General features: G+C 36.2%; 18 protein-coding genes. 5 read left to right on the forward strand and 13 right to left on the reverse strand.

Features of this window, described 5'->3' with window-relative positions:
• Positions 1-7: 7 nt before the first annotated feature.
• From ACWPWS_RS21405 to ACWPWS_RS21425, 5 genes are all read right to left on the reverse strand, one after another.
• Positions 8-853 carry a hypothetical protein gene (locus ACWPWS_RS21405; protein WP_454047843.1) on the reverse strand — a complete coding sequence of 282 codons (846 nt, stop codon included), beginning with the start codon at positions 851-853 and terminating at the stop codon, positions 8-10.
• A 2-nt stretch (positions 854-855) separates the two neighbouring features.
• The gene (locus ACWPWS_RS21410; RefSeq protein ID WP_120232302.1) at positions 856-1,191 is read right to left on the reverse strand and encodes a hypothetical protein; all 336 of its coding nucleotides are present in this window, start codon (positions 1,189-1,191) and stop codon (positions 856-858) included.
• A gap of 77 nt (positions 1,192-1,268) precedes the next feature.
• On the reverse strand, positions 1,269-1,817 hold the full coding sequence (locus ACWPWS_RS21415; protein WP_454047844.1) for a 2OG-Fe(II) oxygenase: 549 nt from the start codon (positions 1,815-1,817) through the stop codon (positions 1,269-1,271).
• A gap of 33 nt (positions 1,818-1,850) precedes the next feature.
• Positions 1,851-2,393, reverse strand: a complete 543-nt coding sequence (locus ACWPWS_RS21420; RefSeq protein WP_454047845.1) for an NADAR family protein — start codon at positions 2,391-2,393, stop codon at positions 1,851-1,853.
• Positions 2,394-2,705: 312 nt separating this feature from the next.
• The gene (locus ACWPWS_RS21425; RefSeq protein ID WP_034694004.1) at positions 2,706-3,401 is read right to left on the reverse strand and encodes an NUDIX hydrolase; all 696 of its coding nucleotides are present in this window, start codon (positions 3,399-3,401) and stop codon (positions 2,706-2,708) included.
• 124 nt (positions 3,402-3,525) lie between these two features.
• Here ACWPWS_RS21425 and ACWPWS_RS21430 point away from each other — a divergent pair, with 124 nt between their 5' ends.
• Positions 3,526-4,170 carry a DUF1579 domain-containing protein gene (locus ACWPWS_RS21430; RefSeq protein ID WP_454047846.1) on the forward strand — a complete coding sequence of 215 codons (645 nt, stop codon included), beginning with the start codon at positions 3,526-3,528 and terminating at the stop codon, positions 4,168-4,170.
• 51 nt (positions 4,171-4,221) lie between these two features.
• On the opposite strand, the gene lepA is transcribed toward ACWPWS_RS21430, so the two are convergent.
• From lepA to ACWPWS_RS21455, 5 genes are all read right to left on the reverse strand, one after another.
• Entirely contained in the window at positions 4,222-6,018 is a 1,797-nt protein-coding gene (lepA, locus tag ACWPWS_RS21435; protein ID WP_105702314.1) for a translation elongation factor 4, read from the reverse strand.
• 125 nt (positions 6,019-6,143) lie between these two features.
• The gene (locus tag ACWPWS_RS21440) at positions 6,144-7,163 is read right to left on the reverse strand and encodes a hypothetical protein (RefSeq protein ID WP_454047847.1); all 1,020 of its coding nucleotides are present in this window, start codon (positions 7,161-7,163) and stop codon (positions 6,144-6,146) included.
• Positions 7,164-7,260: 97 nt separating this feature from the next.
• Positions 7,261-7,773, reverse strand: a complete 513-nt coding sequence (locus tag ACWPWS_RS21445) for a hypothetical protein (protein ID WP_105682907.1) — start codon at positions 7,771-7,773, stop codon at positions 7,261-7,263.
• Between the two features lie 6 nt (positions 7,774-7,779).
• Positions 7,780-8,322 carry a hypothetical protein gene (locus ACWPWS_RS21450; RefSeq protein ID WP_454047848.1) on the reverse strand — a complete coding sequence of 181 codons (543 nt, stop codon included), beginning with the start codon at positions 8,320-8,322 and terminating at the stop codon, positions 7,780-7,782.
• Between the two features lie 17 nt (positions 8,323-8,339).
• The gene (locus tag ACWPWS_RS21455; protein WP_110008945.1) at positions 8,340-8,891 is read right to left on the reverse strand and encodes an RNA polymerase sigma factor; all 552 of its coding nucleotides are present in this window, start codon (positions 8,889-8,891) and stop codon (positions 8,340-8,342) included.
• A 182-nt stretch (positions 8,892-9,073) separates the two neighbouring features.
• Here ACWPWS_RS21455 and ACWPWS_RS21460 point away from each other — a divergent pair, with 182 nt between their 5' ends.
• From ACWPWS_RS21460 to porW, 4 genes are all read left to right on the forward strand, one after another.
• On the forward strand, positions 9,074-9,823 hold the full coding sequence (locus ACWPWS_RS21460; protein ID WP_454047849.1) for a Rossmann-like and DUF2520 domain-containing protein: 750 nt from the start codon (positions 9,074-9,076) through the stop codon (positions 9,821-9,823).
• Entirely contained in the window at positions 9,813-10,331 is a 519-nt protein-coding gene (locus tag ACWPWS_RS21465; RefSeq protein WP_105682910.1) for a KdsC family phosphatase, read from the forward strand. The genes ACWPWS_RS21460 and ACWPWS_RS21465 overlap by 11 nt, the downstream gene beginning before the upstream one ends.
• A gap of 8 nt (positions 10,332-10,339) precedes the next feature.
• The gene (locus ACWPWS_RS21470; protein ID WP_209786532.1) at positions 10,340-10,903 is read left to right on the forward strand and encodes a Maf family protein; all 564 of its coding nucleotides are present in this window, start codon (positions 10,340-10,342) and stop codon (positions 10,901-10,903) included.
• Positions 10,904-11,031: 128 nt separating this feature from the next.
• Positions 11,032-13,578 (forward strand): type IX secretion system periplasmic lipoprotein PorW/SprE, encoded by a 2,547-nt coding sequence (gene porW / locus ACWPWS_RS21475; RefSeq protein ID WP_454047850.1) that lies wholly within the window; start codon positions 11,032-11,034, stop codon positions 13,576-13,578.
• 17 nt (positions 13,579-13,595) lie between these two features.
• On the opposite strand, the gene tsaB is transcribed toward porW, so the two are convergent.
• The 3 genes from tsaB to ACWPWS_RS21490 all read right to left on the reverse strand — a co-directional run bounded on the left by tsaB (position 13,596) and on the right by ACWPWS_RS21490 (position 15,561).
• The gene (gene tsaB / locus ACWPWS_RS21480) at positions 13,596-14,276 is read right to left on the reverse strand and encodes a tRNA (adenosine(37)-N6)-threonylcarbamoyltransferase complex dimerization subunit type 1 TsaB (protein WP_454047851.1); all 681 of its coding nucleotides are present in this window, start codon (positions 14,274-14,276) and stop codon (positions 13,596-13,598) included.
• Positions 14,277-14,357: 81 nt separating this feature from the next.
• On the reverse strand, positions 14,358-15,107 hold the full coding sequence (locus ACWPWS_RS21485; protein ID WP_209786529.1) for an SDR family NAD(P)-dependent oxidoreductase: 750 nt from the start codon (positions 15,105-15,107) through the stop codon (positions 14,358-14,360).
• A gap of 82 nt (positions 15,108-15,189) precedes the next feature.
• Positions 15,190-15,561: a YraN family protein gene (locus ACWPWS_RS21490; protein ID WP_209786528.1), complete on the reverse strand. Its 372-nt coding sequence runs from the start codon at positions 15,559-15,561 to the stop codon at positions 15,190-15,192.
• Positions 15,562-15,591 lie beyond the last annotated feature (30 nt).

Consider the following 15,591-nt stretch of genomic DNA (forward strand, 5'->3'; position numbering starts at 1 on the left):
CCTTGTTCTAAAGCATCTGAAACTGATCTAAACCTGTTGTTCCCAAGGTTTTATTTTTAAACTTATCGCAGATAATTCCTTTGATAACATTAGGGATTTCTCTGTGATCTTCAATGGATATACAGTTTTGTCCTAACAATTCTCTCCATCCCCGGTCTGCTCTGAGTGCCTGATCAGAATGCAAAACACTGATATGGTATACTTCATATTTTTTCTTTGCTTCTTCCAATAATTCAATATGAGTATACGTTTGCTGTCCTTTCCCCATAATTTCTCTGATGGCTGAAGCAGGAAGCATTTTCAAGCAAGGTTCATCGCCAATGGTAAACAGTAATCCTTTTTGTCCTCTTTTTTCAAAAGCATCTGTTCTGGTGTGGAATGCTGCAAAATACCATGCTAAAAGATAACTTTCACCGGCATTTCCGCCGCCTCCGGATTCAATATAGGTTCTCGTCAGCCACATATCCAGTTCTTCATCGCCTGACTCAAACTGCCCAGCCTGAAGCGGGTAACCATCGCATTCATGATCTCCAATTCCCAGGAATAATAAGGCTGGATCCGGAACACCACCCTGGATAATTCCGCCCATTAGTTTGGGCAATCCATCTCTAATCAATTCATGGGGAATATGTCCCATACTTCCGGTAACATCTAATCCTAAAATAATCGGAACTGAGTGAGGATGAACTTCCGAATCTCTGGATTCTCTGAAAGCAATTCCGTGAGGATTCATTGATTCATGGGCCATTCTTTTGGCATTCTGAGTGAAAATTTCCCCTGCGGATTTTGTTCCGTACCCTGCTTTGCTTGCTCTGTCATAACGAGCGTCTAAATCGTATCTTGTACTTCCCATGATTATAATTTTTTTCCAAATAAATATTCAAATCTCTTCTGGGTTACTTCAAGCTGAATATTCAGATTTCTGATTGTTAATGATAATTCCATGTCTTTCTGAACGAATGCTTCGGGATTGAAATCCGCAAAAGTCAGACTGTTTCTGTCTAAAGGACTGATATCAATAAGTCCTTCCTGTTCGCGCTCAAGTCTTTTGATTTTTAATTCGATATCTTCAACTCTGCGTCTGTAGATCAACTCGGAATCTGCTCCGATAATCTTTGCACGGTCTTCTCTGATCTGATCATTATTTCTTTGTAATGATTCGATAAATCTTGGTTTTAATTCATCTTCCATGACCAAATATTTTTATTTGTGTTAATAATACGCTAATCAAACAAGACATAGCAATGCCTTCCTTTTTTACGGATAATTTATACTTTTGAGTACATGATATCTGTTCTCAATACATATTTTAATCCGCTGATTAAAGTCTTTCCTTCATGCCTTAAAGGGTGATGAAAAATAAGGGCTGTTCCTTTTTTGGGAGCTACTGTAAATAGGTTTTCAAACTCTGTTTCTCCTCCTTCAAAATCATCATTCAGATAGATCATAAAGGTATAAAAGCTTTTCTCTTTCTCATTTCGGATATAGCTTCCGTCTCTGTGCATCTTAAATTGCTGTCCCGGAGCATATTTATAAACTCTGAGCATTTCATTAAAGTTAAACAGTTGATATCCATCACATTCCTGAGGTAAGAATTGGTTTGCTTTGTCAAAAAGATCTTGAGCAATTGCAGTATCAAAAATCATCAATCGGTCATTATTTCTGATTCCTTTATTCATTTGCTGACGCCCAAATACATTGATCTTTGCTTCTTCAAAAACCTTTTCCTGTGAAAGGCCGATGTACTGATCACATTCGGTTTCCGTAAGAAAATCTTCTATCAGAAATATCTGTGGGTGTAATTCTATTTTTTCCATAATTCCTATTTTGTGTTAGTGTTGTGTGTGTTTTTACCTTCTTAATTGATCTCTTACTTCCATCAAAGCAAATCCTAAGAGGTTTTCTCCGTTCCATAATAAAGGATTCTCAGCTCTGCTATCTGTTTCCAGCATTCCGATACCCCAGATTCTGTCATAGGGACTTGCTTCTACCAGAATTTTATCTCCTGTTGACAAAAGGAAATCTTTAAATTTCTGATTCTGAGAGAACTTCAAAAAGTTTCCTTGGGTTACCAGTTCATATTTATGTTCATCCCAAAGTTTCGGATTAAAGTTTTTTACTTTTCTACCCAGAGCTTTTGCCTGGTTAGGAGTATCCGACTTTAAAATTTCAGCTTCCGTTTCAGGATCATTAAACAATCTGGCTTTTCCAGCCATCATATAATGTTCTGCGGTCTTATAAATAATCCCGTTTTCTTCAAATCTTCCCGGAAACCATTGACTGAAAAATGATTTGGTAATATTATCTTTTGCCGAATGTCCCCAGAAAAAAAGAAATTTTATCCTTTCCTTCTTCTGAAATCGTTCTGTAATATTTTGTAGGGTGTATTTCATGATTGCGTTATTTCTACACAAATTTAAAATATTATCAGTCTTTGCACCAAATTTATTTGTGTTAATTTTACGCTAATAAATTTAATTAATTGATTTTCAGGGATAAAAATTTAATTTCGATAAACACTAATAGCACAAATTTTAATCACAAATGACACCAATTTGATGCGTTTAGGCTAAAGCCAATTGAATTGAATGATAAAAAAAACGGGCTAAAGCCCGTTCCTATTGAATATATTATAATACTTTTTGTTCTAATATATTTGTGAACATTAGTGACACATTATTAGTGAAATTTGTGTTTAGCTATAACTATTTTATTTCGAAATAAAAGCCCTGCTCTTCCAGCTCTTTATACTTTTCTTTATTGAAAGTAAAAAGCTTTCCGGGTCTGCCGCTGCCTTCTTTTTTGACGTTATTTGTTTCGTTAAGCAGTCCGTAGCTCATGATTTTCTTACGGAAGTTTCTTCTGTCAATTTCCTGCCCCACAATGGTTTTATAAAGATTTTCAAGGTCTGAAAAAGGAAATTCTTCATTGAGAAGATTGAAACCGATGGGTTGATACTGAATTTTTGTACGCAGCCTTTTTAAAGCAGTCTCAATGATTGTTTTATGGTCAAAAGCCACAGAAGGAAGTTTATTAATACTGAACCATTGTGCATCTTCAGCATCTGAATCAGCAAAGAGTTCATGGTAAGATGGGTTTACAAGCCCCAGATACGCCACAGAAACCACTCTGTTCCTCGGGTCACGACCAAGATTACCAAATGTGTAGAGTTGTTCTAAAAAATCAGGTTTTATGCCGGCTTCTTCATAGAGTTCTCTTTTTACTGCATCATCTACACTTTCATCATCAAGAACAAGTCCTCCCGGAAGAGCCCAGCCTCCTTTAAAGGGTTCTATATTTCTTTTAATCAGAAGGATCTGAAGATCTTTTTTATCAAAATATCCGAAAATAACGGCGTCTACAGCCACTTTTATATCCTGTAATTTTTTTGGGGACTCCATAAAATTGATTTGCGTTACGAATACACAAAGCTACGATTTATGCTGATAGTAAAAAATAATTTCGGTTATAATAAAAGTTCCTATCTTTAAGTTATTATTCTAACCATCTTAAAACTAAATTATTATGAAAAATGTATTAACAATTCTTTCTGTTGCTTTTTTATTAACAGCATGTGAGAAAGGAAAAACAACAGCTGCGAATGCTACTGATAAAACAGACTCTACCGCAGCCAATTCTGAATGGAAACCCGTAGACTCCGCAACGGCTATGAAAAACTGGACGGAATATGCCACTCCAGGGGAAATGCAGAAAATGCTTGCAAAATCTGATGGGAACTGGGCCGGCGAAACTACTATGTGGATGGAAAATGGAGGAAAACCTATGGTAAGTAAATCCGAGGCTACAAATAAAATGATGTATGGCGGACGTTATCAGATCACAAACCACAAAGGCAACTTTATGGGAATGCCTTTTGAGGGAATGAGCATTGTGGGATATGACAATTCCAAGAAGAAGTTTGTCAGTACCTGGATAGACAATATGGGAACCGGAATTATGCATAGCGAAGGAGATTGGAATGCTTCCACAAAATCAGTTGAATTTAAAGGAAAAATGACCGATCCTTCAAGACCCGGAAAGGATTGTGATTTCAGAGAAGTTTTCACATTTGTGGATGATAATACTCAAAAACTGGAAATGTACGGTCCTGATTCCAAGACAGGAAAGGAGTACAAAACCATGGAAATAAAATATACCCGTAAGAAATAAATCCATAAAAAAACCGCTTCGTGTGAAGCGGTTTTTTATTTTTATAATGAATTAATCATTCAGTTTTAATACAGCCATGAATGCCGATTGTGGTACTTCTACTCTACCAATCTGCTTCATTTTCTTCTTCCCTTCTTTCTGTTTCTCCAATAGTTTACGTTTTCTGGAGATATCTCCTCCGTAACATTTTGCAGTAACGTCTTTTCTTAAAGCTTTAATTGTTTCTCTGGCAATTACTTTCGTACCTAATGCAGCCTGAACAGCAATATCAAACTGCTGTCTAGGAATCAGTTCACGAAGTTTTTCACACATTCTTTTACCAATATAATAAGCGTTAGAATCGTGAATCAAAGATGATAGGGCATCCACCATATCCCCATTGATCAGGATATCCATTTTTACAAGCTTGGAAGCTCTGAACCCAATCGGGTGATAATCGAATGATGCATATCCTTTAGAGATTGATTTTAATCTGTCATAGAAATCGAATACCACCTCAGCAAGAGGCATATTGAAAATTAATTCTACTCTTTCTGATGTCAGATAACTTTGGTTAACAATTTCTCCTCTCTTTTCGATACATAAAGTCATAACAGCTCCCACGAAATCGGATTTTGTAATGATAGAAGCCTTAATGAAAGGTTCTTCTACTCTATCCATTGTAGAGGGATCCATCATTTCAGATGGGTTGTTAATCAGAATCGGAACTTCAGGTTCTTTTTTAGTATATCCAAAATAAGAAACGTTCGGTACCGTTGTGATCACGTTCATATTAAACTCTCTGTCAAGACGTTCCTGAACAATTTCCATGTGAAGCATTCCTAAGAATCCGCAACGGAAACCAAAACCAAGAGCCGCAGAACTTTCCGGTTCGAAAACCAGAGAAGCATCATTCAGTCTTAGTTTTTCAAGAGAGAATCTCAGCTCTTCAAAATCTTCAGAATCAATTGGATAAATACCAGCAAATACCATTGGTTTTACTTCCTCAAATCCATCGATAGGACCATCAGCAGGATTTTCAAAAGAAGTGATCGTATCTCCTACTTTTACCTCACGAGCATCTTTAATCCCGGAAACCAGATATCCTACATCTCCACACTGAATGGTTTTCTTTGGAACCTGCTTCAATTTCAACGTTCCTACTTCATCAGCTCCATATTCTTTTCCGGTGGCGAAGAACTTGATCTTTTCATTTTTAGTAATACTTCCATTCACAACTTTGAAATACGCTTCAATTCCTCTGAAAGGGTTGTAAACAGAGTCAAAGATCAAAGCCTGAAGCGGACCGTCGGGATTTCCAACCGGTGCCGGAATTCTTTCTACGATCTGCTCTAAAAGATGGTGAACACCTTCTCCTGTTTTACCTGAAACTCTTAATACATCTTCATATTCGCATCCGATCAGATTCATGATTTCATCGGTTACTTCTTCAGGATTGGCAGACGGAAGGTCAATTTTATTCAAAATCGGAATGATCGTCAAATCATTTTCCAGTGCCAGATACAGATTACTGATGGTTTGTGCCTGAATACTTTGTGCAGCATCTACGATAAGAAGAGCTCCTTCACAGGCAGCAATAGAACGGGATACTTCATAAGAGAAGTCTACGTGTCCCGGTGTATCAATAAGGTTTAAAATATATTTTTCTCCTTTATACTCATAATCCATCTGGATGGCGTGTGATTTAATTGTAATCCCACGTTCTTTCTCCAAATCCATATCATCAAGCGTCTGAGACTGCAATTCTCTTTGGGTAACCGTATTCGTGTACTCCAATAGACGGTCTGCCAGGGTACTTTTACCATGGTCGATATGAGCGATTATGCAAAAATTTCGTATGTTTTTCATTTAAGAATCTTGTAATTTGCAAAGATAAGAAAATGCAAGAGAATTTTTCATTCTAATTCTTTCTTTTCACTGAAACACAGATAACAATAAGAAGAGAAGCTCAATTTTTCCCTTTTTTTCAAATATTATTTCGTTTTACCAAAGTCTTCCGGTAACAAATAATTTCCTGTAAAAGGATCTAGATAAACTTTAGGACCTAAAGTATTCTTCTTCTTATTTGAGAAACTGACATCTATAACTGCTCCAATGACACCCCCAACCAAACCACCTGCTCCAACACCAATGGTGACAGCACTTGTAGTGGTTTCAGGAAATAATTCTGCTTTAGTTACTTCAATAAAAACACCATTCTCATCTTTAAAAATCTCAGTATACCCAACAGGGATATTTTTGTATGCTATCCCATTATGCACAAAAGCATAAAAATGTCTTATTCCCGTTTTATCCTCTCCTTTTACTGCCTTTGTCACCAATCCTTTATCATTAGCCTGCAAAGTAAATCCCGGTTCAGGAGTATGAGTAAAAAAGCTGTAATAATCTTTATAGACACCTTCTTTCAGTTCGTTTGCTTTCAGAATACTAAGTTGTTCTTTTAATACAGAAGCATAGTAAGGAAGATCACTTTCTTGAATACTAAACTCCCATGGCATTCCTTTATAAGATTCTTTAAACAGATCAGTAAGAATTAAAGTCGCTTTTCTTGCCAGATTTTGAGCTAAATAAGGTGTTATACGTGATGAAACAGTTACTATCGTATCTTTTCTGTCAATAAAATGATAGCCATCTTCTTTCTTACTAAATGTGCTTGCTCTTAATTCAAGCTTTCCAATAGAATACTTTTCTTTTCTGTCTTCTGAGATTTTCAAATTTTCAAGCACGAAAACCATGTCATTATTCCCTCTTACCGGATTGTATTTATAAAACCAGTCTTGTATGTCTTTGCTGGCATTATTTTCGAAAATAATTTTCACCTCGTCTTTATGATACATGATCATTCCAACTTCCTGATCTGCTCTCTGATCTATTACCGTAAGACTTTTAATAGAGTTTTTGCTGTCTTTAATGGATTTTGAAAGATCAATCGTTTCTGTTTTCTGTCCAAATAATACTATCGAAAATAATAAAAAGAAAAGTGTTTTTTTCATAAATAAACTTTACGGTAAAAATAGGAATTTAGAGTAAAATCAAACGGCTCTCACAAAAAGATCTGTGAGAGCCGTCCAACATTAAAAAAATAAACTATTATGGGTTTTGTTTAGGTCCCGAAGCATTGTTATTATTACCGTGAGGTTTTCTTTCATCCATTTTATCCTTCATCATTTTTTCAGATTGAAACAGCTTCAGAACTTTCTGGCAGGGAATTACCTGCTGCATTTTATCTGCGTATTTCTTTCTGTTATCCAATAACTTCTGACCTACTTCAAAACTTTGCTGCAATTTAGCCTTTGCTTCCTCATCCGTTAACGTTTCAGGATCAAAGTTTGAATTAAACTGGCTTTTTATCTGCTTCTGACTATCCAGATATTCGTTATATAATTGGGTAAATTCGGCTTTATCATCTGGATCAACATTCAGATTATCCATGATCATATTGTTCCTGAATTTCTTAAGGAGATCTTTTCTCTCTTCCGGAGAAAGATTATTGATGACTTCTTTCCTTTGCTTAGGATCCATCTTTTTCCAATCATAATCCGTTCTTTGGGCATTTAATCCAAAGCCGTAGATAATCAAAAACGTCAATAATATCTTTTTCATTTTCTTTTAATTATAAATATCCAAATAAACGTCCTGAGTCGAATTACTTGCTAACTCTGCAATTTCAGAATTAGAAAACGAGTCCAGATATTCATTCATTCGTGTTTCTTCTTTTTTCTTTACAGTTTTCACCGGTTTTGGTGTTTCTGTTATTTTTTTTGTTTCATTTACTCTTTCCGAAGCGTAAATAGTATTATCCTTTTGATTTCCAACTGTTTGATTGTTATTTTCAACAGAAGTTAAATCCGATTTTAAAGTTTCATAAGCCAGCTCACTTTCTGTTTTTGGCTCTCCGTTATTGGCAACATACGCTGTTTTAGTGTTCAGTATTTGTTCTGTGGAATTATTATCTGAATTAAAAACATAAGTTGCTCCAAAAATCAAAGCCAGTGATGCCGCTGCTGCATACATCCAGTTCAGCTTAAAGACAGGTGCTTTTTTACTTGTCTTTATATCATTCATAACGCTCTCCTGAATATTTTCAAACATATTATCAGGAACTGTGTAAATGTTTTTACGCTCTAATTTTTCTATGTCGAACTCTTTCATCTTTGTTGGGTCAAAAATTATTTTTCGTAATTTTCTTTAATATACTCTTCTATTTTCTGTTTGGCATAATGATAATTTGTTTTCAAAGTCCCTACCGACATATCTACAATTTTTGATATTTCTTCATAGGGCAAATCATCATAATACCGCATCATAAATACCAGTTTCTGCTTTTCGGGCAGACTCTGTATAGCGTTCTGCAGTAAAATCTGTATTTCTTCAGCATCTCCTTCCGTATTATCTGCAACCAGATTCTGCATGTGATACTCCGGATCCTCATCAGTTTTCTGCATTTTCTTCATTTTGTTGACCTGCTGTAGTGCTTCGTTGGTAGCGATTCTGTACAACCAGGTATACAACTGGCTATCATTTTTGAACTGATGAAAATTCTGATAAGCTTTAATAAAAGTTTCCTGCAAAGTATCCTGTGCAAGATCTCCGTCCACAATAATTCTTCTTATGTGCCAATACAATCTGCTTTGATAGGCATCCATCAAGGCACGGACACCTTTATCCTGGGTCCGTGGATTCTGCATCAACGAAATAATTTCCGCGTCCTTAATCTTCATAAGATGCCTTACATTGTTTTGGATTACAAAAATAACTGAAAGTTAAATTAATTCTTCAATTTTCAATTTAAATATTAAAAATATTATGAGACACTTACGCAATAAACGTGCCTATATTGAAGTACAGAATTTCTGAAGTTGTCTTCCTTTTCTGACTCGGCTTAAAATCTTATATTTGTTATATGCAAATTGTAATCATCGGTTCCGGAAATGTGGCCTACCATATGGCAAAGGCATTCACTTTGAAAAGCATTCCCATTGCCCAGATTTTTGGCAGGAACGAAAAAGAATTAAATAAAATTTCTGAAGAATTAGCTATTCCTTATTCCACAAACCGTCTGGAAGAAGCGGATCTTTATATTCTCTGTGTAAGTGATCATTCTGTGGAAGAAATTTCGAAGATCATTACCAAAAAAAACTGTTTGGTTGCCCATACATCCGGATCGCTTCCTAAAGAAATTCTGGCTGGTGAGTACCGTAAAGCAAGCTTCTACCCTTTGCAGACCTTTTCAAAATCCAAAGAGCTGGAGTATGAAAAAATTCCTTTTTTCATAGAAGCAGAAAATGAAGAAGATCAAAAAATATTGTTTGACCTTGCCTCAAAGATTTCAGAAAAGGTAATGGAAAGCAATCACGAAAAAAGAAAATATATTCATCTGACTGCTGTTTTTGCCTGCAATTTTGTGAATCATCTTTTTTCCAGAGCTAAAGAAATTTCAGATTCCCAGGATATTCCGTTTGATTATTTCCTGCCGCTGATTGATGAAACAGTTCAGAAAATTTATGAAATTGAACCTAAGCAGGCACAAACCGGACCTGCAGTGAGAAATGATGTAAGAATTTTACAGCTGCATGAACAGTTATTAAAAGACGAAAGTCTTGAAATTTATAAAACAATGAATCATTCTATTCAGAAAATGTATGAGTTATAAAGAGAAATTAAAAGATATTAAAGCATTTGTATTTGATGTTGATGGAGTTTTCACCGACGGAAGTGTTTACTTGCTGCCCGGAGGAAATATGTGCAGAGTAATGAATGTACTGGACGGATATGCAGTGGTGAAAGCATTAAAAAATAATTATCTGATCGGTGTTATCACAGGAGGAAATGATGAAATGGTAAAACACAGGATCAATTATCTGGGTATTCAGGATTACTATCCGAAATCTCACAATAAAATGGAGGATTTTGAAGATTTTAAGAAGAAATACAATCTAAAAAATGAAGAGATTCTGACCATGGGTGATGATCTTCCGGACATTCATATCATGGAAAATTCAGCGATTGCGGCATGCCCTGAAAATGCAGTTCCCGAAGTAAAAGGAATTTCCGATTATATTTCCCCGAAAAAAGGAGGAACCGGTGCAGTACGCGATGTGATTGAACAAGTGATGAAAGTTCAGGGGAACTGGCATGATGATAATACCCAATCTGTATAACTACCGGCATGAAATTACTTTTAGCATCCCAATCGCCAAGAAGAAAAGAACTTCTTTCCAGCCTTGGTTTTGAATTTGAAGTCGTAAAAATAGACTGTGAGGAAATTATCCCTGAAAACATCAAAATAGAGGAAGCCGCAGCTTACCTTTCTGACTTAAAAGCAGAAGCTTTCAGAAGTCTGGAGGCAGATGAAGTACTTCTGACTGCTGATACGGTAGTTGCTATTGACCATCAAATCCTGGGAAAACCTAAAGATGAAGATGATGCCTTTGCAATGCTTCAAAGTCTTTCGGGAAGAACTCATCAGGTATATACGGGAATTACCATCAAAACGGCCAATACATCTTTTACAGAAACTGATGTAGCAGATGTTACGCTGGCTGAGCTCTCGGATGAAGAAATAAACTATTATATTCAGAAGTATAAGCCTTTTGATAAAGCCGGCAGTTATGGTGTCCAGGAATGGCTGGGAATGGCAAAGATCACAAGCCTTACAGGAAGTTATTATACAATTATGGGGCTTCCTACTCATCTCGTTTACAAAATATTGAAAGAAACCGCTCTGATTTAAGAGATTTTTGAAAATCCAAATGTCAGTTAAAGAAGAAATATAAATATTATTCATTATAAAATTTTATTATTTTTACAAAATCATCAAATGCTGATAATAAAAAGTAGATTAGCGAGTTATATTGAATAATGAAAAAGAATATATTATTCCTTTTAGTGATATGCCTTGTTGCTTCCTGTGCTACCAAAACAAAAAAGCCAGAGCAGCGTTCAAGAATATTAAAAGGGTTTTCCACATATTACAACACTCTGTTTAATGCAAAAGACGCATTGAACAGTGAATTTACGACCAGAGACAAAGGACATAAAGACAACTTCTATGCTCCTTATATTCCCATTCTGACTTATGAAGAACAGCCTTTGGGAAGTGATCTTGGGCAAACGGAAGCTTTTGCAGAAAATTCTATGAAGATGGCTGAAGTAGCCAACAGACCTTCGGGAAGAGGGGATTCCGGAGCTCCCAACAGACCTGGGGCTTCAGGAAATGGACCTGCAAGACCAGATGGTGAACAAGGTAAAGGAGCGACTACACTTGAAATTGCAGAAGCTAAAGCTTTAAAAGCAATCAATAAATATTCTGTAACCAGGAATGGTGAAGAAAAAAATAAGCAGATTTTCGATGCCTATATGATCCTCGCCCAGGCAAGAATTTATCGAGGTAAATCTCTGGAAGCACTGGATGCTCTCAATTATGTTTTCACTCATATGAAAGATGATAAAAGGATTGCATTGGCAAGAATTTATCAGGGTCTGGCTTATGATAAAATCAAAGATTATCACAGAGCACATGAAACTTTTGCAAAACTGAAAGGAGAAGATATCAGTAAGAGCTATGCAAAACTGCTGAGCATTTATTATTCTGAATCTCTTCTTGAGGCCGGTAAAAAAGAAGAAGCTGCCAAGGAACTTGATGATGCTTTTGAGCTGAATGGCAACAGAAAACTGAAAAGCAGAATTGCTTATCTGAGAGGTCAGGTTCTGGAAAATCTTAACCAAAATGATAAAGCAAGAGAAAGCTATACAGCGGCTTATAAATACGCTAGTGATTTTGAATTTGAAGTAAAATCGCAGATTGCTATTGCCAAAACTTTTAACGGTAAAGGCGATTATGCCGGTGCCAAAAATTATCTGGAAGGAATCAGTAAAAAAGGGATGTATGGCTCCAGAAAGAATGAATTTTACTATGCTTTGGGTTTAATGGCCAATAAAGCAGGAAAAAAAGACGAAGCTCAGCAATTCTTCAGAAAATCTCTTTTTGAAAAGGTTTCTGATCCTCAGATCCGTGGCTTGGCTTATTATGAAATAGGAAAAAGCTACCTTGACAAGAATGATTATATCGGAGCCGGAAGCTACTATGATTCTGCATTGGCTGTAATGACTTATGAACCTTCTAAAATCCTGTTAAAAGATCAGTCCGCATATATTAAAAAGATTTCCAGAAACTACTATCTGATCAAAAAGAATGACAGTATTCTTTCTCTGGCAAAGATGAGCGATGCCCAGAAAACAGATTATTTCACAAAATACATTGCAAAATTAAAGGTTAAAGAAGAAAAAGAGGAACAGGAAAGAAGACGTGCGGAAAGAAGCAAAGGATTTGATACCGGAGATTATAGTGCCAATTCTATTTTTGCCAATAGTGCCAATTCTTTTGAGGACTTTGGAGTAACTACAAAAGGTTTTTACTTCAGTAATTCAGGGACTGTAAGCAAAGGAACCTCTTCATTTAAGCAAATCTGGGGAGACCGTGCTCTTGCTGACAACTGGCGTTCTTCCAAGAAAATGGCCTCTATTGAAGATATGAAGAATGAAGCATTGGGAGTTACTTCAGCACCTAACCCTAGACGTTTTGAGCCTGCGTATTATATTGAACAGATTCCTTCGGATCAGGGTAAATTATCTCAGTTAAAAAAGGACAGAGATACGGCTTCATTAGGTCTGGGAATTATGTATCAGAACTATTTTACCAATACTCCCCTAGCTACGAAAACACTTTATGATCTTGTAGATGTAAAACCGGAAGAAAAGGTAATGTTACAGGCCCTGTATGAGATTTTTGCCATGAATTATGAAAAAAATCCACAGGCTTCTGAAAGAGCAAAACAAATCCTATTAGCAGATTACCCCTATACTTCTTATGCTGAGTTTGCGAGAAATCCTAAGAATAAATCATTTGTAAAATCAACAGAAGAAGTTGAAAATGAGTATAAAAAGGCATATGCACTGTTTGAATCAGAAAAATTTGCGGAAAGTAAAGATATAATTGATCAAACGATCCAGAAGTTTCCGAAAGATGCCCTGGTACCTAAGCTTTACCTTTTAAATGCATTCAATGCAGGAAAATCCAGTGGAAAGGAAGTAATGATTCTGCAGCTTGAGCAGATTGCCCTGAATTATTCTAAAACATCCGAAGGAATAAGAGCCAAAGAAATGCTGAATTATCTGAAAAGTGATTTGAGCTTCCAGGCAACGGATAATAAAGGAAATTCAATTCCTGAGCGACCTTCAGGAGCTCCTGTACAGCCAAGTACCCAAAATACCGGTATTCCACAAATGAACAACGGAAAAGTACAGAAACTGGAAAATGTCAATCTCCAGCCACAAAATGGAGCTACTACTCCACCGCAAAATGACAAAACGAAATCAGGGTCAAAGTCACCACCAAGACCTCAATAAAATAAAAAAAGCGAAGATTACTCTTCGCTTTTCTTTTTCTTTACTCCATGGAAATCTTTGAGATAAAAAGGCTCGAAATAAGCCATATCTTCAAATTCCTTGTTTTCTATTTTTGCCAGTGTTTTCCTGATGAGATATTGTGCGGAAGGATAAACATCCTCTTTAAAAACAGCATTCGGAAGATTCAGTATTTCTTTTGCTTTTTTAGCACCATCCCCTACAAACAATACTTTTTTATCTTTTAATTCTTCAAAAGAAGCTTCATCTAAAATCTTAGCTTCGGTCTCAGATAATTCCTCCCCTGTATTACCATCATAAACGGCCGTATAAACCTCCATTCTCCTTGCATCAACCAAAGGCACAACCAAATCGTAGTTATCGCCTAAAAACGGCTCTATCATGCTTTCAAGAGAATTTACAGCTAGCAGAGGAACTTTGAGCCCATAGCAAAATCCTTTTGCAGAAGCAGCACCAATTCTTAAACCGGTATAAGATCCCGGGCCTTTACCTAAGGCAACAGCTTCAATATCTTTAAGTGAAATCCCCGCTCCTTCCAATGCCCACTCAACATAGGTATGAAGACTTTCAGACTGTTTATAGTTTTCAGAAACCTCTTCACAAAGACATAGGAGCTTCTCATTGTCTGATACAGCTACTGAACAGTTTTTGGACGATGTTTCCAGATATAGAATTTTCATTTTTTTATTTTAAGCTAAGCTGCAACATTGCAAGAGCAAAATCGCTTTTAATATTCCGCAAATTTACTCCATTATTTTGGACTATTTTCTATAAATCGTTCTCGGTTCTGCCTGAGCACTTGGATAGATGGTCATATCTGAAACCGTAACATGCTTCGGAGCGTTCACACAATAGGCAATTGCATCGGCAATGTCTTCAGCTTTCAGAGCATCATAGCCCGCATATACGGTTGAAGCTTTCTCACTATCTCCTTTGAATCTTATCAGAGAGAAATCAGTTTCTACAGCACCCGGCTGGATGTTTGTTACTTTGATCCCAAATTCAGTAAGTTCTAATCTCATTCCCTCAGAAATCACGTCTACTGCTTTCTTTGTTGCACAGTACACTACTCCATTTGCATAAGTTTGTCTCGCTGCTACAGAACTGATGTTTACAATATGACCTAAATTTTTAGTTTTCATAATTGGGATGATCATTTTAGAAACATAGAGCAATCCCTTTACATTGCCGTCAATCATAGAATCCCAGTCATCTGTTTTACCAGCCGACAGAGGATCTAATCCATGAGCGTTCCCTGCATTATTAATCAGAACATCAATATCTTTCCAGTTTTCAGGAAGGGAATTAACCGCTGTTTCAACTTCTTCAAGATTTCTTACATCAAACATTAAACTAAATATTTCGGTAAATTGTGAAAGCTCTGTTTTTACAGATTCCAGCACTTCACTTCTTCTTCCACAGATAATAATTCGGTTCCCTTGTTTTGCAAGAAGTTCTGCAGTGGCTTTTCCTATACCGGAAGTAGCTCCGGTGATGAATATTGTCTTCATAAAATTGTTTATTAAATGTATGAATGGAATGCTTTACCAATAGCAAGATTGTATGACCTTCATACATTGTTATTTTGAGTTACTAATTTGCATCAAATGCCTGAAAAGCATCTGTGATATGATCAATAATTAAATTTTTGTTTTCATCGGGGAGAACAGAGATAATATCAAATCTTACCTCATTATTTTTATTAAATTCTTCCAGATAATGATTGGCAGCCGAGACAATAGATTTTATCTTCGTTTTGGTTACGGCTTCATGGGGCAGCATAAAGACATCAGTAGATCTTGCCTTCACTTCGATAATAATAATCTCATTATCTTTTTCAGCAATAATATCAATCTCCGCTTTCTGAAAACGGAAGTTTCTGACCAGGATTTTGTACCCCTTTTTCTGAAGATAATCAGCAGCAAGATTCTCTGCTATTTTTCCAAAATCGTTATGATGAGCCATATTGTATGTTTAAGAGTTTGGAGATAGGAG

The sequence above is a fragment of the Chryseobacterium sp. Marseille-Q8038 genome, assembly GCF_965111995.1.

What these genes read in the sequence shown, in the direction of transcription:
- ACWPWS_RS21405 (WP_454047843.1), bottom strand. Translation starts at nt 853, where the DNA reads ATGGGAAGTACAAGATACGATTTAGACGCTCGTTATGACAGAGCAAGC.
- ACWPWS_RS21410 (WP_120232302.1), bottom strand. Translation starts at nt 1,191, where the DNA reads ATGGAAGATGAATTAAAACCAAGATTTATCGAATCATTACAAAGAAAT.
- ACWPWS_RS21415 (WP_454047844.1), bottom strand. Translation starts at nt 1,817, where the DNA reads ATGGAAAAAATAGAATTACACCCACAGATATTTCTGATAGAAGATTTT.
- ACWPWS_RS21420 (WP_454047845.1), bottom strand. Translation starts at nt 2,393, where the DNA reads ATGAAATACACCCTACAAAATATTACAGAACGATTTCAGAAGAAGGAA.
- ACWPWS_RS21425 (WP_034694004.1), bottom strand. Translation starts at nt 3,401, where the DNA reads ATGGAGTCCCCAAAAAAATTACAGGATATAAAAGTGGCTGTAGACGCC.
- ACWPWS_RS21430 (WP_454047846.1), top strand. Translation starts at nt 3,526, where the DNA reads ATGAAAAATGTATTAACAATTCTTTCTGTTGCTTTTTTATTAACAGCA.
- lepA (WP_105702314.1), bottom strand. Translation starts at nt 6,018, where the DNA reads ATGAAAAACATACGAAATTTTTGCATAATCGCTCATATCGACCATGGT.
- ACWPWS_RS21440 (WP_454047847.1), bottom strand. Translation starts at nt 7,163, where the DNA reads ATGAAAAAAACACTTTTCTTTTTATTATTTTCGATAGTATTATTTGGA.
- ACWPWS_RS21445 (WP_105682907.1), bottom strand. Translation starts at nt 7,773, where the DNA reads ATGAAAAAGATATTATTGACGTTTTTGATTATCTACGGCTTTGGATTA.
- ACWPWS_RS21450 (WP_454047848.1), bottom strand. Translation starts at nt 8,322, where the DNA reads ATGAAAGAGTTCGACATAGAAAAATTAGAGCGTAAAAACATTTACACA.
- ACWPWS_RS21455 (WP_110008945.1), bottom strand. Translation starts at nt 8,891, where the DNA reads ATGAAGATTAAGGACGCGGAAATTATTTCGTTGATGCAGAATCCACGG.
- ACWPWS_RS21460 (WP_454047849.1), top strand. Translation starts at nt 9,074, where the DNA reads ATGCAAATTGTAATCATCGGTTCCGGAAATGTGGCCTACCATATGGCA.
- ACWPWS_RS21465 (WP_105682910.1), top strand. Translation starts at nt 9,813, where the DNA reads ATGAGTTATAAAGAGAAATTAAAAGATATTAAAGCATTTGTATTTGAT.
- ACWPWS_RS21470 (WP_209786532.1), top strand. Translation starts at nt 10,340, where the DNA reads ATGAAATTACTTTTAGCATCCCAATCGCCAAGAAGAAAAGAACTTCTT.
- porW (WP_454047850.1), top strand. Translation starts at nt 11,032, where the DNA reads ATGAAAAAGAATATATTATTCCTTTTAGTGATATGCCTTGTTGCTTCC.
- tsaB (WP_454047851.1), bottom strand. Translation starts at nt 14,276, where the DNA reads ATGAAAATTCTATATCTGGAAACATCGTCCAAAAACTGTTCAGTAGCT.
- ACWPWS_RS21485 (WP_209786529.1), bottom strand. Translation starts at nt 15,107, where the DNA reads ATGAAGACAATATTCATCACCGGAGCTACTTCCGGTATAGGAAAAGCC.
- ACWPWS_RS21490 (WP_209786528.1), bottom strand. Translation starts at nt 15,561, where the DNA reads ATGGCTCATCATAACGATTTTGGAAAAATAGCAGAGAATCTTGCTGCT.